This window comes from Luteibacter sp. E-22 (assembly GCF_049913125.1).
In the GTDB taxonomy this organism is placed as follows: domain Bacteria; phylum Pseudomonadota; class Gammaproteobacteria; order Xanthomonadales; family Rhodanobacteraceae; genus Luteibacter.
Genome location: NZ_CP183975.1, coordinates 1937068 through 1954929 on the forward strand (window position 1 = coordinate 1937068; position 17862 = coordinate 1954929).

Genomic DNA, 17862 nt, shown 5'->3' on the forward strand with positions numbered 1-17862 from the left:
CGTGGCCGACCCGGTCTGCGACAGGCCCTCCCACAGCCACACCCCATGCGATAATCACCGCATGAACTCCCACGCCTCCCACGATTCCATCCGTGCCGTGCAGTGGCACGGCGACCGCCTGCGCCTGCTCGACCAGCGCCGTCTCCCCACCGAGGAGACCTGGTTCGATTGCACCACCTCCGGCGATGTCACGCAGGCCATCCGCGATCTCGCGGTGCGCGGTGCGCCGGCCATCGGCATCGCCGCGGCCTGGGGTGTGGTGCTCGCGGCGAAGGCCGGCGTGGACCTGCCCATGGCCATGTCCACGCTGCGTGCCGCGCGTCCCACCGCGGTGAACCTGATGTGGGCGCTGGATCGCATGAACCTGCGCATCCTCGAAGGCGCCGATGCCGCCGCGCTGGAACGTGAAGCGCAGGCGATCCAGGAAGAAGACCTCGCCGCCAACCAGCACATGGGGCAGTTGGGCGCCGCCTTGATCGAGCAGGGATCGCACGTTCTCACGCATTGCAATACCGGTTCGCTCGCCACGGCCGGCTACGGCACCGCGCTGGGTGTGATCCGCGCCGGCGTCGCCTCGGGACACATCGAACAGGTGTACGCCGGCGAAACACGCCCCTGGCAGCAGGGCGCGCGGCTCACGATGTGGGAGCTCGTGCGCGACGGCATTCCGGCGAAGCTCATCGCCGACTCGGCGGCCTCGCACCTGATGAAGGACGGCAAGGTGAAGTGGGTGATCGTCGGCGCCGATCGCATCGCCGCCAACGGCGATACCGCGAACAAGATCGGTACCTACCAACTCGCAATCGCCGCGCGGCACCATGGCGTGAAGTTCATGGTCGTCGCGCCGTCCACCACGGTGGACATGGCGACCGCGACGGGTGCCGATATCGAGATCGAATTGCGCGACGCCGCGGAATTGTTGTCGGTATCGGGTACGCGCACGGTGATCGACGGCGCGGATGCCTGGAATCCTGTCTTCGACGTGACACCGGCCGACTTGATCGACGCGATCGTGACCGAACGCGGCGTGATCCTCCGGCCGGACGAAGAGCAGATGCGGATTCTTTTTCCGTGACACGGCTGCGCCGCGAGGTCGCGCTGTTCGCGGTCGGCGGCATCCTCGGGCTGGCTGTCGACGCCGGCATCGCGCAATCGCTCGTCGGCCTGGCGGGTTGGAACGTCTACACCGCGCGTGTCGTTTCCTTCCTCAGCGCCGCCACCGTGACCTGGTGGTGGAACCGCACGCACACCTTCGCCCACCGCGATTCCGGCCGCGGCCATCGCGCCGAATGGCTGCACTGGATGGGCCTGATGGCGCTCGGCGCGGTGATCAACAACGGTCTCTACGTGCTTGCCTTCAAGGTGTTTCCCGCCTTGCACGCGTGGCCCGCGGTGGCCGTGGCGGTGGGCTCGGCGGCGGGCGCCGTCGCGAATTTCCTGCTGGCCCGCGCGGTGCTTTTCCGCACTGCCAAGACGTCGATATAAGTCATTGAATGCGCGTGGTTTTTTGCTGTCATTTCCACGCCCGATGTGATATGATTCCTGGGTTGAGCCGACGGCATCGCGTGAGCGCGATACATAGGGCCGGCGGGGGTATTTTCACGGACATCCAGGAAGCCGATTGATGGCAGAACTCGCCAAAGAAGTCATCCGCGTCAACATCGAAGACGAGATGCGCCAGAGCTATCTCGACTACGCGATGAGCGTCATCGTGGGGCGTGCGCTACCCGATGTTCGCGACGGCCTGAAGCCGGTGCATCGCCGCGTGCTGTTCGCGATGAACGAACTGGGCAATGCCTGGAACAAGCCGTACAAGAAGTCGGCCCGCGTGGTCGGTGACGTGATCGGTAAATACCATCCACATGGCGATGCGTCGGTCTACGACACCATCGTCCGCATGGCGCAGCCGTTCTCGCTGCGCTACATGCTGGTCGACGGCCAGGGCAACTTCGGTTCGGTCGACGGCGACAACGCGGCAGCCATGCGATACACCGAGGTGCGCATGGCGCGCCTCACGCACGAGCTGATGGCGGACATCGACAAGGAAACCGTCGACTTCGGCCCGAACTACGACGAAAGCGAACACGAGCCGTTGGTCCTGCCGACCCGCGTGCCGAACCTGCTCGTCAACGGTTCCGCCGGCATCGCAGTGGGCATGGCGACCAACATCCCGCCGCACAACATGACCGAGGTCATCAACGCCACGTTGGCGCTGATCGAGGATTCCTCGCTCGGCGTCGAGGACCTGATGACGTACATCCCGGGTCCGGATTTCCCGACAGCGGGCATCATCAACGGTTCGTCGGGCATCGTCGAGGCCTATCGCACGGGTCGCGGCCGCATCCTCGTCCGCGCGCGGACCGAGATCGAGACCGAGGCCAATGGCCGCGAGACGATCCTGATCCACGAGCTGCCGTACCAGGTGAACAAGGCCCGCCTGATCGAGAAGATCGCGGAGCTGGTCAAGGAAAAGAAGCTCGAAGGCATCAGCGAACTGCGCGACGAATCCGACAAGGACGGCATGCGCGTCGTGATCGAGATTCGCCGCGATGCGATGGCCGACGTGGTGCTTAACAACCTGTTCCAGCAGACCCAGTTGCAGGTCACCTTCGGCATCAACATGGTGGCCTTGCTCGACGGCCAGCCGAAGCTGCTGAACCTCAAGGACATCCTCGAGGCGTTCATCCGCCACCGCCGCGAGGTGGTCACCCGTCGCACCATCTTCGAACTGCGCAAGGCACGCCAGCGCGCGCATATCCTCGAAGGTCTCACGGTCGCGCTCGCCAACATCGACGAGATGATCGAGTTGATCCGCACGTCCGCGTCGTCGGCCGAGGCGCGCGAGCGCATGGTCGCCCGTCGTTGGGAGCCCGGTCTGGTGAAGGCCTTGCTCGCCGCCACCGGTGCCGCCTCGTCGCGTCCGGAAGACATGGACCCGCGCGACGGCTTGCGCGAGGACGGTTACCAGCTGTCCGAATCGCAGGCGACCGAGATCCTGCAGATGCGCCTGCACCGCCTCACGGGGCTGGAGCAGGAAAAGCTCTCCGACGAATACCGCGAGATCCTCGATACGATCCGCGGCCTCATCGAGATCCTCGAGAACCCGAATCGCCTGCTCGAAGTCATTCGCGAGGAACTCGAGCAGATCCGTACCGACTACGGCGATGCGCGCCGCACCGAGATCCAGCATTCGCAGGAAGATCTCAACGTGCTCGACCTCATCGCGCCTGAAGACGTGGTGGTCACGCTCTCGCACACCGGTTACATCAAGCGTCAGCCGGCCAGCCTTTACCGTGCACAGAAGCGCGGTGGCAAGGGTCGTTCGGCCTCGGCGTTGAAGGACGAAGATGTCGTGCAGCAACTGTGGGTGGTGAACACCCACGACACGCTGCTCACCTTCACCAGCACCGGCCGCGTCTACTGGCTCAAGGTCTACCAGATGCCGGAAGCGGGTCCGGGTGCGCGTGGCAAGCCCATCGTCAACCTGTTGCCGCTGGGCGAGGGCGAGAAGGTGCAGGCGTTGCTGCCCGTGCGCGATTACGATCCGACCTGCTTCGTATTCTTCGCCACCCGCAAGGGCACGGTGAAGAAGACGCCGCTGACCGAGTTCGCCTTCCAGCTGCAGAAGGGCAAGGCGGCGATCAACCTCGACGAGGGCGATGCGCTGGTCGACGTGGCGATGACGGCCGGCGAGAGCGACGTGCTGCTGTTCGCCTCGAACGGCAAGTCGGTGCGCTTCGACGAGAGCAGCGTACGCTCCATGGGCCGTACGGCCACCGGTGTGCGCGGCATGCGTCTTGCCGAGGATGCCGAAGTGGTCTCGCTGATCGTGGCGGCGGGCGAGGGCGACATCCTCACTGCCACCGCGCGTGGCTACGGCAAGCGCACGGCGCTGGCCGAGTTCCCGAAGAAGGGCCGCGGTACGCAGGGTGTCATCGCCATCCAGTGCTCCGAGCGCAACGGCAACCTCGTAGCCGCCGAGCAGGTCACGGAAACGCAGCAGCTGATGCTGATTTCCGACCAGGGCACCCTGGTGCGCACGCGTGTCTCCGAGGTGTCCCAGCTCAGCCGTAACACGCAGGGCGTCACCCTGATCAAGCTGCCGAAGGACGAGACCCTGATCGGTGTCGTCCGCCTGGAGGCCGAGGAAGAGATCGAAGGCGAAGGCGAGGGCGAAACGCCCGATGGCGAAGCCGCCGCCGACATGCCGCCGATCGAGAGCGGTCCCACAGGGGACGGCGATCCGGCCGAGCCTGGCGAAGCGTAAAAAGAAAACCCGCGGCGACGCGGGTTTTTCTTTGCCGGGAGGGTCGGCCCTGGTGGGAGCCGACCTTGTCGGCGATATCAGGCGTCGAGGGCTTCCAACATCGCCTCGGCCGTCGACACACGAAACTCGCCCGGTGCCTCGACCTGGATCGCCTTCACCACGCCATCCTCGGCGTAAAGAGCGAAGCGCTTGGCACGGATGCCCATGCCGTTCTTCGTCCCGTCGAGCTCCAGGCCCAACGCCTTGGCGAAGGTGGCATTGCCATCGGCCAGCATCAGGAGATCCTCGGGTACGCCCTGCGACTCGCCCCAGGCGTGCATCACGAAGGCATCGTTCACCGACATGCAGGCGACCTTGACCCCGCGCTCGCGGAAGTCCTCCATGTGCTGCACGAAGCCCGGCAGGTGCTTGTTCGAACAGGTGGGTGTGAAGGCACCCGGTACGGCGAAAAGCACCACCTTGCCCACACCGAGAACCTCGGTGCTGCTGACGGTCTTGATGCCATCTTCGAAGATGGCGAGGGTCGCTTCCGGGAGTCGTTCGCCGACTGAGATGGTCATGGGGAGTGCCTCTTCGGTTAAAGCACCGAGTGTACGTCAAGGCTCGTGGAGCTGAAGAAACGGCAACCGGGGCGGCCTCGCTCTTGAATTGTCCGTGGCCGGTCATATCTTTCACGTCAGACGGCCACGGGGCCGAAACTTCTTTGGAGTCAAGCAGATGAACCAGCTTCGTCAGGTGTCGTTTCGCCGTGCGCCGGTATTCGGCAGCGATGTCCGCAATGTGTTCGAACACTTCTTCGGCGGCGACATCGCCGTGCCGGCCAGCACCGTTTCCAGTGCCTGGGCGCCGCGCGTGGACATTCGTGAAGAGGACGGGCGTTTCCTGATCCTGGCCGACGTGCCGGGCGTGGACCTGGCCGAGATCGAGATCCAGATGGAAAAGAACGTGCTCAGCATCAAGGGTGAGCGGAAGGCCTTCTCCAGCGAGACCGAGGGTAAGTTCAGCCGCGTGGAACGCGCGGCCGGTGCGTTCAAGCGCAGCTTCACGCTGCCCGAGAGCGCCGATGCCGACGGGATCACCGCGTCGGGTGCCCATGGCGTGCTCGAGATCACGATTCCGAAGAAGGCGCAGAGCGCACCGCGACGTATCGCCATTAACGCTGCGGGCTAAAACGGCCTAAGCTTAGCTGTCTGGCCCGCGGCGGACCCTGTCCGCCGCGGGTGCTTCGTTTTTGGTTTTCGACACAAGCCCGGGAGAGCCTGTGGAGTTCAAGGATTATTACGAGACACTAGGGGTCAAGCCCGATGCGACCGATGCGGAGATCAAGGCCGCGTACCGGAAGCTTGCCCGCAAGTACCATCCCGACAAGAACAAGGATGCCGGTGCCGAAGAGAAGTTCAAGGCCGTCAACGAGGCCAACGAGGCCCTGAAGGACCCCGAAAAGCGCCGCGCCTACGACCAGTTCCGCGCCGGCGGATACCGCCAGGGCGAGCAGTTCCGTCCGCCGCCGGGCTGGGGCCAGCAGGGCAATGGCTTCGACTTCGGCGACATGGGTGGCCGCGGTGGCGGCGACTTCAGCGACTTCTTCGAGAGCCTGTTCGGTGGCGGCGGCCGTGCTCGTGGCCAGCAGCCACAGGCTCGCCGCGGACGTGATATCCAGGCCAGGATCGAGACCGACCTGCAGACGGCCTACAACGGCGGCAAGACGCGCGTGGTGCTGAACGATTCCTCGGGCGGCGAACGCGTGCTCGAGGTGAAGATTCCCGTCGGCATCACGTCGGGACAGACGATCCGGCTTGCCGGGCAGGGACATCCCGGCTCGTCCGGCGGCCCCTCGGGCGACCTGTTGCTTGAGATCGCCATCCGGGAAGACGCGCGCTTCCGGCTGGATGGGCGCACGGTGACCCATGTGCTGCCGATTACGCCATGGGAGGCCGCGCTCGGGGCCACGGTGCCCGTGCCGACGCTCGGTGGGCACGTCGACCTGCGTATTCCGGCGGGCTCGCAATCGGGGCGGAAGCTGCGACTGAAGGGGCGTGGCCTGCCGGGTTCAGAGCCGGGCGACCAGATCGTCGTGCTGGAGATCCGTGTGCCGGTGCCCGAGACCCATGAGGAGCAGGCGGCGTACGCGGAGTTCAAGGATGCGTTCGCGGGGTTCGATCCGCGGAGGGGGTGAGGGCCGGGAGAGAGCGGCTGGGAGTTCAGGAAACTTGGCCGCGCTGCGCGCGGATCGCCGCTGAAGCGGCTCCCACCCAACCGCAGTGCTTCCCGCCCTGCCCGACGCACTCTGTTGTGGGAGCCGCTTCAGCGGCGATCCCCCCGTACAGTGCTCTGATGGTGATGGGTGCTCTGGCGGGAGCCGAACCTGTCGGCGATGGCTCGCTTCGGGGCCCGAAGACCCTCAGCCCGGCAAGTGTTCCTTCAGCGCCGCGACCAGTTCTTCTTCCTTGATCGGCTTCACCACATAGGCCTTCGCGCCCTGGCGCAGGCCCCACACCTTGTCCGTATCCTGGTCCTTCGTGGTCACCAGGATGATCGGGATGTGCTTGGTGGTTTCTTCCTTGCTGATCGTGCGCGTGGCCTGGAACCCGTTGAGGTTCGGCATCACGACGTCCATCAGGATGAGGTCGGGAATCTCGCGCTTGGCCACCTCGACGCCCTGGGCGCCATCTTCGGCGGTGATGGCCTCATGGCCCAGTTTCTCGACGATGCGCTTGATGCCAAGCAACTGAGACGGCGAATCGTCGACGATCAGGATACGAGCCATTCACTTTCCCCCGGGCAGATGCCCGATGTGTTCTCTTTGGTGACGCCGGCCATCCCGGCTGGCGTCTCGGACCCGCGGTGACGAGAAAACGTCACGCGTGGCGCCTCTGGCGAGGGGCCATTCTACCGGCCGCCGCGCGGGTATCAATGGTGGGAAGCACAGATAGCTGTCCCGGCAGGCGATTACGGGCCGATACGGACGACGGTACGGCCGAACGATCCGCCTTCGAGCATCGTGCCGAAGACGCTGGCCACATCTTCCAGTGCCACTTCCTTCGTGCAGATGGCGTCGAGGTGGCGTGGCCTCCACTCGCCGGAGAGACGGTTCCACACCTCGTCGCGAACGTCGCGTGCGGTGCCCGCCGAGGCCACGCCCAGCACGCTCACGCCGCGGATGATGAAGGGCATCACCGTGGTCGACAGTTCCGGGCTCCCCGCCAGGCCGCAGATGGCGGCGTTGCCATAGGGTGATATCAGGGGCAGGAAACCCGCCAGCGTCTTGCCGCCGACATTGTCGAGCATGCCGCCGTATTTCGCGGAATCCATCGGTTTGCCGCTGAAAGCGAGCTGGTGGCGGTCCACGCATTCGCTGGCACCGAGCATGCGCAGGAAATCGAAACGGTCGGCCTTGCCGCTGATGGCGTGCACCTCGTAGCCGGCGCGACTGAAGATGTCGATGCCGAGCATGCCCACGCCGCCCGTGGCACCGGTGATGGCGATCGGACCGAGCGCGGGCGTCTGCCGGTTGTCGGTCATGCGCAGGAGGGCCAACGCGGCGGTGAAGCCGGCCGTGCCGATGATCATCGCTTCGCGCGTGGTGAGCGAGGCGGGCAGGGCGACCGTCCATTCGGCGGGCAGACGCACGTATTCGCCATAGCCGCCGTCGCGAGTCTCGGAGAGGCCGCTACCGGTGGCGAGCACCTTGTCGCCTTCCTTGAAGGCCGGGCTGGTCGACGCGACCACGGTACCGGCCACGTCGATGCCGCCGTTCAAGGGGAAGGTTCGCAAGATCTTGCCCTTGCCGGTGCCGGCCAATGCGTCCTTGTAGTTCACGGACGACCATTCGGCCTTGACCAGGACCTCGCCCGGGGCGAGGGCATCGGTGTCCATGGTTTCGATGCCGGCGCGGTAGCCGGTGTCGTCCTGGTGGATACGGAACGCGCGGAAATTCGTCATGCGTGTGTCCTTGGGCGGAAGCGATCAGTCGATGCTATCGACAGACGTACCCGTGATCCACTTCGGCGTGTAAGTGGATTGGTAGTGTTTCATCCAGTCGAACAACTGGTCGATGTCGTCGCCGAACCACACCTGCTCGCGCTGGTTCTGCTTGACGAAGCCTTCGGCGACCATGTGGTCCATGCTCGCGGAGAGACCACGGTAGAAGCCACGCACGTCGAGGAAGGCGCAGGGATAGCTATGCAGGCCGAGTTGCGCCCAGGTGAGCATCTCGAACATCTCGTCCATCGTGCCGAAGCCGCCGGGCAGGGCCACGAAGGCGTCGGCGATCTCGTACATGCGCGTCTTGCGCTGGTGCATGGTCTCGACGACCTGCAGTTCCGACAGCCCCGTGTGGGCGACTTCCTTCTCGACCAGCTGGCGCGGAATGACGCCGATGACGCGGCCTCCGGCGGCGAGCGTGGCATCGGCGACGGTGCCCATCAGCCCGACCTTGCCACCGCCGTAGACCAGCGCGATGCCTTCTTTCGCCAGTCGTGCGCCAAAGGCCTTGGCGGCTTCGGTGTACTCCGGATGCGAACCGCTGCTGGAGCCGCAGTAAACGCAAAGGGATGTGATCTCACGCATATTCAAGTCTCCACTTTCCCTGAAACGACGAAGCCCGCCCATGCGTTGCGGCAGGGGCGGGCTCCGGTGACACACAGGGACGATCAGTTGCCCTTGTGGATGGCGCGCTTGTCAACGGCCAGGGCCGCCTCGTGCACCACTTCCGACAATGCCGGATGGGCGTGGACGATGCGGGCGAGGTCTTCCGACGAGCCCTTGAACTCCATCGCCACGACGCATTCGTGGATCAGCTCGGAAACGACCGGGCCGACCATGTGCACGCCGAGGATACGGTCGGTTTCGGCGTGGGCGATCATCTTCACCTGGCCGATGCCTTCGTTCATCGCCACGGCACGGCCGTTGGCGGCGAACGGGAAAGAGCCCGTGCGATACGGGATGCCTTCTTCCTTCAGCTGCTCTTCGGTCTTGCCGACCCAGGCGATTTCCGGCTCGGTGTAGATGACCCAGGGCACGGTGTCGAGGTTGACGTGGCCCGGCTTGCCGGCAATTAACTCGGCGACCATGACGCCTTCCTCGGAACCCTTGTGGGCAAGCATCGGGCCGCGCACGGCGTCGCCGACCGCCCAGACGCCATCGACGCCCGTGTGGTTGTGTTCGTCGACGACGATGCGGCCACGTTCGTCGAGCTTCACGCCCGTGTCGTCGGCCAGCAGGCCCGAGGTGTAGGCGCGACGGCCCACGGCCACCAGCAGCTTGTCGACGACCAGCGACTGCGCGTTGCCGTCCTTGTCGGTGTAGCCGACGTGGACTTCGTCGCCCTTGACCTCGGCGGAGGTGACCTTGGCGTTGACCTTGATGTCGAGGCCCTGCTTGGCGAACTCGCGCGCCGCCAGCTTGGCGATGTCCTGGTCGGCCACGGCGAGGAACTTCGGTAGCGCTTCGAGCACCGTGACTTCGGCGCCGAGGCGCTTCCACACGCTGCCAAGCTCGAGGCCGATCACGCCGGCGCCGATCACGCCCATGCGCTTGGGTACCTCGGTGAGGTCGAGCGCGCCGGTGTTGTCGATGATGTGCTTGCCGTCGAACTTCGCGAAGGGCAGTTCGATGGGCACCGAGCCCGAGGCGAGGATGACATTGGTCGCCGAGATCGTCTGGACGCTGCCGTCGTTGCCCGTGACTTCGACCTGGTTGCCCTTGAACAGCTTGCCCTTGCCGAAATACGAAGTGACCTTGTTCGCCTTGAACAGCATCGTCACGCCGCCGGTGAACTGCTTGACGATCTTGTCCTTGCGGCCGATGAACGTGCCGATGTCGATCTTCGGGTTCTCGGCGGTGATGCCGTGATCCTTGAAGTTGTGCGTCAGGTTGTGGAACTGCTTGGACGAATCCAGCAGCGCCTTGGACGGGATGCAACCCACGTTGAGGCAGGTGCCGCCGAGGGCGGCCTTGCCGTCCTTGCCGACGAAGGCGTCGACCACGGCGGTCTTCAGGCCCAGCTGCGCGGCGCGGATCGCGGCCACATAGCCCGCGGGGCCGGCACCGATGACGATGACGTCGAACTTGTCGCTCATTGCTTAGCTCCGGATGTCACTGCGGTATCTGCTACCGCCAATATGGGGGCGGAACGTGAAAACGGGAGTCTTTCGACTCCCGCCTTCACGTTTCGGCTCAGCCGGCCATCACAGGCCGAGCAGCATCCGCTGCGGGTTTTCGAGCTGGTTCTTGATGTCGACGAGGAACAGCACTGCGTCGCGGCCGTCGATGATGCGGTGGTCGTACGACAGCGCGATGTACATCATCGGGGCGGCGATCACCTGGCCGTTCTCGACCACCGGGCGCTCCTTGATCGTGTGCATGCCCAGGATGGCGCTCTGCGGCGGGTTCACGATCGGGGTGGAAAGCAGCGAGCCGAAGGTGCCACCGTTGGTGATGGTGAAGGTGCCGCCCTGGAGGTCGTCCAGGCCGAGCTTGCCGTCACGCGCCTTCTTGGCGTAACCGATGATGCCCTTCTCGACGTCGGCGAAGGACATGTCCTGCACGTCGCGCAGCACCGGCGTGACCAGTCCCTTGTCGGTCGACACGGCGATCGAGATGTCCTGGTAGCCGTGATAGATGATGTCGTTGCCGTCGACCGAGGCGTTGACCACCGGGTAGCGCTTGAGCGCTTCGGTCGCCGCCTTGACGAAGAAGCTCATGAAGCCGAGCTTGACGCCGTTGGCTTTCTCGAACTGCTCGCCCAGGGACTTGCGCAGCTTCACCACCTCGGCGAGGTTCACTTCGTTGAACGAGGTGAGCATCGCGATGGAGTTCTTCGACTGCATCAGGCGTTCGGCGATGCGGGCACGGATGCGGGTCATCGGCACGCGCTCTTCCGGGCGGCTGCCCGGGGTCGGCTTGGCGGCCGGAGCGGCGGGCGCGGCCGGGGCGGAACCACCCTTGCCGGCGTTGACCAGGTCTTCCTTCGTCACCCGGCCATCGCGACCGGTGCCGGCGACCTTGGACGGGTCGATGTTTTCCTCGACGGCGACGCGGCGCCCGGCCGGGGACAGTTCGTCGACGCCCTTGGGCGCGGCCGGGGCGTCGGCCTTGGTGGCCTTCGGCGCTTCGGCGGCGGCGGGCGCGGCGGCCGGGGCGGGCGCGGCAGCGGCGGCGCCTTCCTCGATCACGGCGATCACCTGGCTGCTGGTGACCGTGGAACCTTCCTCGAACTTGATCTCCTTCAACACGCCGTCGACCGGCGCCGGGACTTCGAGGACGACCTTGTCGGTCTCGAGGTCGAGCAGGTTCTCGTCGCGCTTGACCGCGTCACCGGCTTTCTTGTGCCAGGTGGCGATGAGCGCGTCGGAGACCGACTCGGGCAGGACCGGGACTTTGACTTCGATGGACATGCTTGTCTTACTCCGCTGCGTGATCGGTGCCGACGGGCGCGACCAGCGCCTGTTCGACGAGCGCCGTCTGTTCGGCGACATGGGTGTTGAGGTGACCCGCGGCCGGTGCCGGCGAACGAGCGCGTCCCGCATAGGACAGGCTGTGCTTCGGCCCCACGCTGGCCTGCAGGTGGTGACGGATCTGGAACCAGGCGCCCTGGTTCATCGGTTCTTCCTGGCACCACACCACTTCCTTGGCGGAAGGGTACTTTTCCAGTTCGGCCGAGACTTCCGGGCGCGGGAACGGATAGAGCTGCTCGACGCGCACGATGGCGACGTCGGTGAGCTGGCGCTTCTCGGCGTCCTCGAGCAGGTCGTAGTAGACCTTGCCGGAGCAGAGCACCACGCGCTTGACCTTTTTCGCCGGCAGGTCGCGATGCTCGCCGATCACCAGCTGGAACTTGCCATTGGCCAGTTCGTCGAGCGAGGACACGGCCAGTTTATGGCGCAGCAGCGATTTCGGCGTCATCACGATCAGCGGCTTGCGCACCGGGCGCACCTGCTGGCGGCGAATCATGTGGAAGGCCTGGGCCGGCGTGGTGGGCACGCAGACCTGCATGTTGTCCAGCGCGCACAGCTGCAGGAAGCGCTCGAGGCGGGCGGAGGAATGTTCCGGGCCCTGGCCTTCGTAACCGTGCGGGAGGAACAGCGCGAGACCGCAGAGGCGGTCCCACTTGGCTTCGCCCGAGCTGATGAACTGGTCGATCACGACCTGGGCGCCATTGGCGAAATCGCCGAACTGGCCTTCCCAGATGGTGAGCTGGTCCGGCGAGGTGGTGGCTTCGCCGTATTCGAAGGCCATCACGGCTTCTTCGGAAAGCAGCGAGTCGATGACTTCGACGCGGGCGTCCGCGCGCAGCCTGGACAGCGGCATGTAGGTGTCGTCGCTCTTCTGGTCGTGCAGCACCGCATGGCGATGGAAGAACGTGCCGCGACCGGCGTCCTGGCCGACCACGCGAAGGTCGTTGCCCTCGGCGATCAGCGTGCCGTAGGCGAGGTTCTCCGCGAAGCCCCAGTCGCCCGGGAGTTCGCCAGAGGCCATCTTGCGGCGGTCTTCGTAGATCTTGGCGACGCGCGGATGCAGCGTGACATCGGAAGGAATGTCGAGGATGACGTCGAGTACCTTGCCCAGCTGGTCGCGCGGCACGCCCGTGTCCACTTCCATCGACAGCTTGTTCTTCTGGAAGCGGGTCCAGTCGACCGGGATGTCGCGGGTGGGGTTGGGGTCGATCGCGATCAGCGGCTCGCCCTTTTCGAGGCGGGCACGGTAATCGTCGAGCATCTTCTGGCCGTCGTCGGCGCCGATGACCGATTCCTTCACCAGCTGCTGCGCGTACAGGTCGCGCGTGGTGGGACGCTTGCGGATGACCTGGTACATCAGCGGCTGCGTCGCGGCCGGCTCGTCGGCCTCGTTATGGCCGTGGCGGCGATAGCAGACGAGGTCGATGACCACGTCCTTCTTGAACTGCTTGCGGAACTCGTAGGCCAGGCGGGTGACCTGGATCACGGCTTCCGGGTCGTCGCCGTTCACGTGGAACACCGGCGCATTGACCATCTTGGCCAGGTCGGTGCAGTACAGCGTGGAACGGGCGTCCTCGCGCTTGGACGTGGTGAAGCCGACCTGGTTGTTGACCACCATGTGCAGCGTGCCGCCAATGGCGAAGCCACGGGCCTGCGACATCTGCATGAGTTCCATGTTGACGCCCTGGCCCGCGAAGGCGGCGTCGCCATGGATCAGCACGGCGATCGACTTGTCGCGGGCGGTGTCGCGGCGGCGCGACTGGCGCGCATGCACGGAACCGGCGACCACCGGGTTGACGATTTCCAGGTGCGACGGGTTGAAGGCCAGCGCGACGTGCACGCCGCCGTTCGGCGTCTTGACGTCGGCGGAGAAGCCCATGTGGTACTTCACGTCACCCGAGTGGATCGGGCTGTCGTCGTGCTCGAACTTGCCTTCGAACTCGTTGAAGAGCTGCGAGGGGGCCTTGCCCAGGATGTTCACCAGCACGTTGAGGCGGCCGCGGTGGGCCATGCCGATGACGAGTTCCTTCACGCCGTTGTCGCCAGCCGCGCGGACCACGTCGTCGACCATCGGGATGAGGCTGTCGCCGCCCTCGAGAGAGAAGCGCTTCTGGCCGACGTACTTGGTGTGCAGGTAGCGTTCCAGGCCCTCGGCGGCGGTGAGCGCCTCTAGGACGCGGACCTTGGCGGCCTTCTGCAGCCCGGCGGAACCGGCGGCCTTCTCCAGGCGCGAATAGATCCAGGCGCGCTGGTCGTAATCGGAGATGTACATGAACTCGGCACCGATGGTGCCGGTATAGATGTGTTTCAGCTTCGCGAGGAGGTCGCGCAGCTTCATGCGCTGGCCGCCGCCGGCGAAGGTGCCCGCGTCGAATTCGGTGTCGAGGTCGGCGTCGGACAATCCGTGGAAGGCGAGGCCGAGGTCGGGCGTGTCGATGTCCGGAACGGTCAGGCCGAGCGGATCGAGTTGGGCGGCGATATGGCCGCGCGAGCGGTAGGCCGTGAGCAGGCGGAGCACTCCGGCCTGTTTCTGGGCGTAGGCGTTGTCGGCGGAGCCGGCAGCGGGCGCGGCGGCCGCGGTGCGGCGCTGCTTCTGTGCCGCCTCGATGCGGGCGAGGGCGCCGGAATGGGCGACATCACCGGCCTCGCGGCCCTTGAAGGATGTGAAATACCCGTCCCATTCGGCCGGGACGGAGCCGGGATCGGCTAGCCAGGCTTCGTAGACTTGCTCTACGTAATCGGCGTTGCCGCCGGCGAGTTGGGAGGATTCGGAAAACTCGCGGATCAGGTTTGCGCTCACGTCACCACCGGCACACACGAAAAGGACGGGCTGCCGCGCGGCATGTGGGGAGCGCCTGCGGCATAAGAATCCGTTAATTATAGCCCCGTGCTGCTGCGCTGCGCCAACCCATTCATGCGCTTCCGGCGAAGGTCAGATCCCGAGTGGTCTTATCTGCCAGGCCGGCTCGGCCCGCTCCCAGACTTCGTCGAAATAAGCCGTCAGGCGAGAGGTCTCACCCGGTTCGTCGAGGGCACCCCTCGCCTCGAAGCGCCCGGCCACGGGCCTGAACAGAAAGCCACCGGCGTGATCGGTGGTGAAGGCCGATCCGTAGCGCAGATGGGCTTCCTCGGTGGGAGCGCGGACACCGATCGCCGTGGGAAGGCGCTGGGCGAGGGCGAGCAGGCGGTGGCCGTCGCGATGCCCACGTTCGGCGTCGTGGGTGAGGACGCGGATCTGCGCCTGCCGGCCGCTGGTGGCGATGCGGCGCAGCTCGGCATGCACGGCGTCACTGTCGAGCACGCCGGGTTCCAGCAGGGGCAGATAGATCGAGATCCGGTGGCGTGCGCCCGCCAGTAGGCGCAGATGGGCGGCTTCGAGACCGGCACGGTCTTCCGCCGCCAGGACCGAGTCCGCCCCGCCGTTCACCGGCGCCGGCCCTTGCGCACGCCGAGCTGGCCGTCGTTGACGAGTGTGAGCAGCACCTGCTTTTCCGCCGCCGAAGGCGGGCGGTCGAAGGCGAGTTCACGTTCGGCCGCCAGACGCTCGGCCAGCGCCGCCGGGCATTCATAGGCATTGCCACTGACGAAGAGGGTGGCGTCCTTCTTTCCCTTGACCCAGGCGATCCGGGCGTAGGGATGGCGGACCAGGGTCGCGCCCCCGTCGAGGGCCTTGTCGAAGGCGGCTTCGGTGGTGGCCTTCGGCGGCGCGGCCGCGACCTGCGCGTTGCGGTAGCGGGTGATGAAGCGGCCGAACCAGTCGGCCAGCAGGTCGCGGTCGAGCGCCGCGGCGAAGGGCAGGGCCTGGCGCAGCCGGTTCAAGGCCGCCGTGTCGATCTCGCCCGCGCGTTTCGCCGGGACGAGGTCGGGGTCGGCATAGCGCAATTCCTCGGGCATCCGCTCGGCGAGGAAATCGGCGAGGTCGCCGGTCAGCTCGGCCTGCGAGGGCGCGCGCATGCCGATCGAGATCGTCATGCAGTTGCCGATGGCTACGCCGTCGTGGGGTACGCCCGGCGGCAGGTAGAGCATGTCACCCGGGCCGAGCAGCCATTCGTGGGTCGGCTCGAAGACCTGCAGCTGCTTGAGTTCCACGTCGTTGCGGAAGTCGAGCGGTGCGTCCGGATCGTCGCTGATCGCCCAATGGCGCTCGCCGATGCCTTGCAGCAGGAAGACGTCGTACTGGTCGACATGGGCGCCGACGCCGCCGCCATCCTCGGCATAGGAAATCATGATGTCGTCGAGGCGCCAGCTCGGCAGGAAGGTGAAGTGGTCGAGCAGGGCGGCGACGTCGGCATCCCACTTGTCGACGTCCTGCACCAGCAGGGTCCAGTCGCGCTTCGGGGTCTTGCCGAACTCGGCTTCCTCGAACGGTCCGTTCTTCACCGTCCAGCGATCGCGCTTCTCGTCGTGAATGATCAGGCGGGCGAGCGCGCCTTCCTCGCAGGCGAGGCCGGCGAGGTCGTCGGGCTCGATCGGCGCCTGGAAATCCGGGAAGGCGTTGCGGATGAGTAGCGGGCGCTTCTGCCAGTAGTCGCGCAGGAACTGCGTGGCGCTCATGCCGAGCGGCTGGCTGGCGCTACCGCGCACTTCGATCGGGAGGGGCTTGCGGGTGGGGTTCTGGATGGCCATGCGCGGCATTGTAATGGGTGCAACCCGACCCCGGTGGCATGCCCTGGCGGGAACCGATTTTGCTTTGGCTCCCACACAACAGCCGTTCCCTGCCGGAGACCCCAGGGGATCAAATAGCCCGGGCGAGTTTGTCGGCCAGGCCGATGTACGAGGCGGGCGTCAATTCGGCGAGTGCCTTTTTAGCGTCGGCCGGCAGGTCGAGGCCGTCGATGAAAGCGCGCATCGACTCCTTGGTGATGCCTTGGCCGCGCGTCAGCGCCTTGAGCTGTTCGTACGGTTCCGGCAGGCCGAAGCGGCGCATCACCGTCTGCACGGCCTCCGCGAGCACTTCCCAGCTGGCGTCGAGGTCGGCGGCGATGCGCTCGGCGTTGACGTTGAGCTTGCCCAGGCCTTTCATCAGCGATTCCAGCGCGACCAGCGAATGGCCGAAGGCGGTGCCCAGGGCGCGCAGCACGGTGGAGTCGGTGAGATCGCGCTGCCAGCGGCTGATCGGCAGCTTTTCCGCGAAATGGCCGAGCAGGGCGTTGGCGAGACCGAAGTTGCCCTCGGCGTTCTCGAAGTCGATCGGGTTGACCTTGTGCGGCATGGTCGAGGAACCGACTTCGCCCGCCTTCAGAGCCTGGCGGAAATAACCCAGCGAAATGTAGCCCCAGACATCGCGGGCGAGGTCGATGAGGATGATGTTGATCCGGCGCAGCACGTCGGCGAACTCGGCGATGCCGTCGTGCGGCTCGATCTGCGTGGTGTACGGATTGAAGACCGGGCCCAGGCCGTCGACGAAACCGGCCGCCAGTGCGGGCCAGTCCACGCCGGGATAGGAGATGACGTGGGCGTTGTAGTTGCCCACCGCGCCGTTGATCTTGCCCGGGATCTCGATGGCGACCAGCTGGCGACGCTGGCGCTCCAGGCGGGCGACCACGTTGGCGATCTCCTTGCCCATGGTGCTGGGCGAGGCGGTCTGGCCGTGCGTGCGCGAGAGCAGCGACAGGCCGGCGTGTTCGTGGGCGAGCGCGCGCAACATCGCGATGACCTGGTCCAGCGCGGGGAGCAGCACCGATTCGCGCGCGTCGCGCAGCATCAGCGAGTAGGCGAGGTTGTTGATGTCTTCACTGGTGCAGGCGAAGTGGACGAATTCCTTGGCCTGGGCGAGGGCGGGATCGTTGCCGATCTTTTCCTTGATGAAGTATTCGACCGCCTTGACGTCGTGGTTCGTGGTGGCTTCGATCGCCTTGATCCGCTCCCCGTCTTCCGCCGAGAAATCGTCGGCGATGGCCAGCAGGCGCGTGACCGCCTCGGCGGGAAAGGCCGGGAGCTCGACGATGCCGGGGTGCGCGGCAAGGGCCAGCAGCCAGTGGATTTCCACGTGCACCCGGCGATGCATCAGGCCGAACTCGCTGAAGATCGGGCGCAGCGAACCCACTTTCGCGGCATAGCGGCCGTCCAGGGGAGAAAGGGCGGTCAGCGTGGCGTGGGACATGGTCGTTCCTGGAGGCGTGGCGGGTGCAGCCCGCG

The 17862-nt window shown here is 65.9% G+C and carries 15 protein-coding genes; 5 read left to right on the forward strand and 10 right to left on the reverse strand.

All coding sequences use genetic code 11. The features are described 5' to 3' along the window. Nucleotides 1-61 precede the first annotated feature (61 nt). The 3 genes from mtnA to gyrA all read left to right on the forward strand — a co-directional run bounded on the left by mtnA (nucleotide 62) and on the right by gyrA (nucleotide 4267). Complete coding sequence (mtnA, locus tag ACN9M2_RS08770; protein WP_426287689.1) at nucleotides 62-1075, forward strand: S-methyl-5-thioribose-1-phosphate isomerase; 1014 nt, start codon at nucleotides 62-64, stop codon at nucleotides 1073-1075. Beyond that, complete coding sequence (locus tag ACN9M2_RS08775; RefSeq protein ID WP_426287690.1) at nucleotides 1072-1485, forward strand: GtrA family protein; 414 nt, start codon at nucleotides 1072-1074, stop codon at nucleotides 1483-1485. The genes mtnA and ACN9M2_RS08775 overlap by 4 nt, the downstream gene beginning before the upstream one ends. Nucleotides 1486-1624: 139 nt before the next feature. Further along, nucleotides 1625-4267, forward strand: coding sequence for a DNA gyrase subunit A (gene gyrA / locus ACN9M2_RS08780; RefSeq protein ID WP_426287691.1), 2643 nt, complete (start codon nucleotides 1625-1627; stop codon nucleotides 4265-4267). A gap of 77 nt (nucleotides 4268-4344) precedes the next feature. Here gyrA and ACN9M2_RS08785 read toward each other — a convergent pair whose 3' ends face one another. Next, entirely contained in the window at nucleotides 4345-4827 is a 483-nt protein-coding gene (locus ACN9M2_RS08785; RefSeq protein WP_426287692.1) for a peroxiredoxin, read from the reverse strand. A 157-nt stretch (nucleotides 4828-4984) separates the two neighbouring features. Here ACN9M2_RS08785 and ACN9M2_RS08790 point away from each other — a divergent pair, with 157 nt between their 5' ends. Then, nucleotides 4985-5437, forward strand: coding sequence for an Hsp20/alpha crystallin family protein (locus ACN9M2_RS08790; RefSeq protein WP_426287693.1), 453 nt, complete (start codon nucleotides 4985-4987; stop codon nucleotides 5435-5437). Between the two features lie 91 nt (nucleotides 5438-5528). Then, a complete protein-coding gene (locus ACN9M2_RS08795; RefSeq protein WP_426287694.1) occupies nucleotides 5529-6443 on the forward strand; it encodes a DnaJ C-terminal domain-containing protein in 915 nt (304 codons plus the stop codon). Nucleotides 6444-6668: 225 nt separating this feature from the next. On the opposite strand, the gene pilH is transcribed toward ACN9M2_RS08795, so the two are convergent. From pilH to purB, 9 genes are all read right to left on the reverse strand, one after another. Further along, nucleotides 6669-7034: a twitching motility response regulator PilH gene (pilH, locus tag ACN9M2_RS08800; RefSeq protein ID WP_167023678.1), complete on the reverse strand. Its 366-nt coding sequence runs from the start codon at nucleotides 7032-7034 to the stop codon at nucleotides 6669-6671. 182 nt (nucleotides 7035-7216) lie between these two features. Continuing rightward, the gene (locus ACN9M2_RS08805) at nucleotides 7217-8209 is read right to left on the reverse strand and encodes an acryloyl-CoA reductase (RefSeq protein ID WP_426287695.1); all 993 of its coding nucleotides are present in this window, start codon (nucleotides 8207-8209) and stop codon (nucleotides 7217-7219) included. A 24-nt stretch (nucleotides 8210-8233) separates the two neighbouring features. Continuing rightward, nucleotides 8234-8836 (reverse strand): TIGR00730 family Rossman fold protein, encoded by a 603-nt coding sequence (locus tag ACN9M2_RS08810; protein ID WP_426287696.1) that lies wholly within the window; start codon nucleotides 8834-8836, stop codon nucleotides 8234-8236. Nucleotides 8837-8919: 83 nt separating this feature from the next. Further along, nucleotides 8920-10347, reverse strand: a complete 1428-nt coding sequence (gene lpdA / locus ACN9M2_RS08815; protein ID WP_426287697.1) for a dihydrolipoyl dehydrogenase — start codon at nucleotides 10345-10347, stop codon at nucleotides 8920-8922. 108 nt (nucleotides 10348-10455) lie between these two features. Then, nucleotides 10456-11664 (reverse strand): 2-oxoglutarate dehydrogenase complex dihydrolipoyllysine-residue succinyltransferase, encoded by a 1209-nt coding sequence (odhB, locus tag ACN9M2_RS08820; protein ID WP_426287698.1) that lies wholly within the window; start codon nucleotides 11662-11664, stop codon nucleotides 10456-10458. 7 nt (nucleotides 11665-11671) lie between these two features. Then, complete coding sequence (locus ACN9M2_RS08825) at nucleotides 11672-14524, reverse strand: 2-oxoglutarate dehydrogenase E1 component (RefSeq protein ID WP_426287699.1); 2853 nt, start codon at nucleotides 14522-14524, stop codon at nucleotides 11672-11674. 132 nt (nucleotides 14525-14656) lie between these two features. Further along, a complete protein-coding gene (locus tag ACN9M2_RS08830; protein ID WP_426287700.1) occupies nucleotides 14657-15151 on the reverse strand; it encodes a hypothetical protein in 495 nt (164 codons plus the stop codon). Beyond that, entirely contained in the window at nucleotides 15148-16350 is a 1203-nt protein-coding gene (locus ACN9M2_RS08835; protein ID WP_426287701.1) for a JmjC domain-containing protein, read from the reverse strand. The genes ACN9M2_RS08830 and ACN9M2_RS08835 overlap by 4 nt, the downstream gene beginning before the upstream one ends. A gap of 109 nt (nucleotides 16351-16459) precedes the next feature. Continuing rightward, complete coding sequence (gene purB, locus ACN9M2_RS08840) at nucleotides 16460-17827, reverse strand: adenylosuccinate lyase (protein ID WP_426287702.1); 1368 nt, start codon at nucleotides 17825-17827, stop codon at nucleotides 16460-16462. Nucleotides 17828-17862 lie beyond the last annotated feature (35 nt).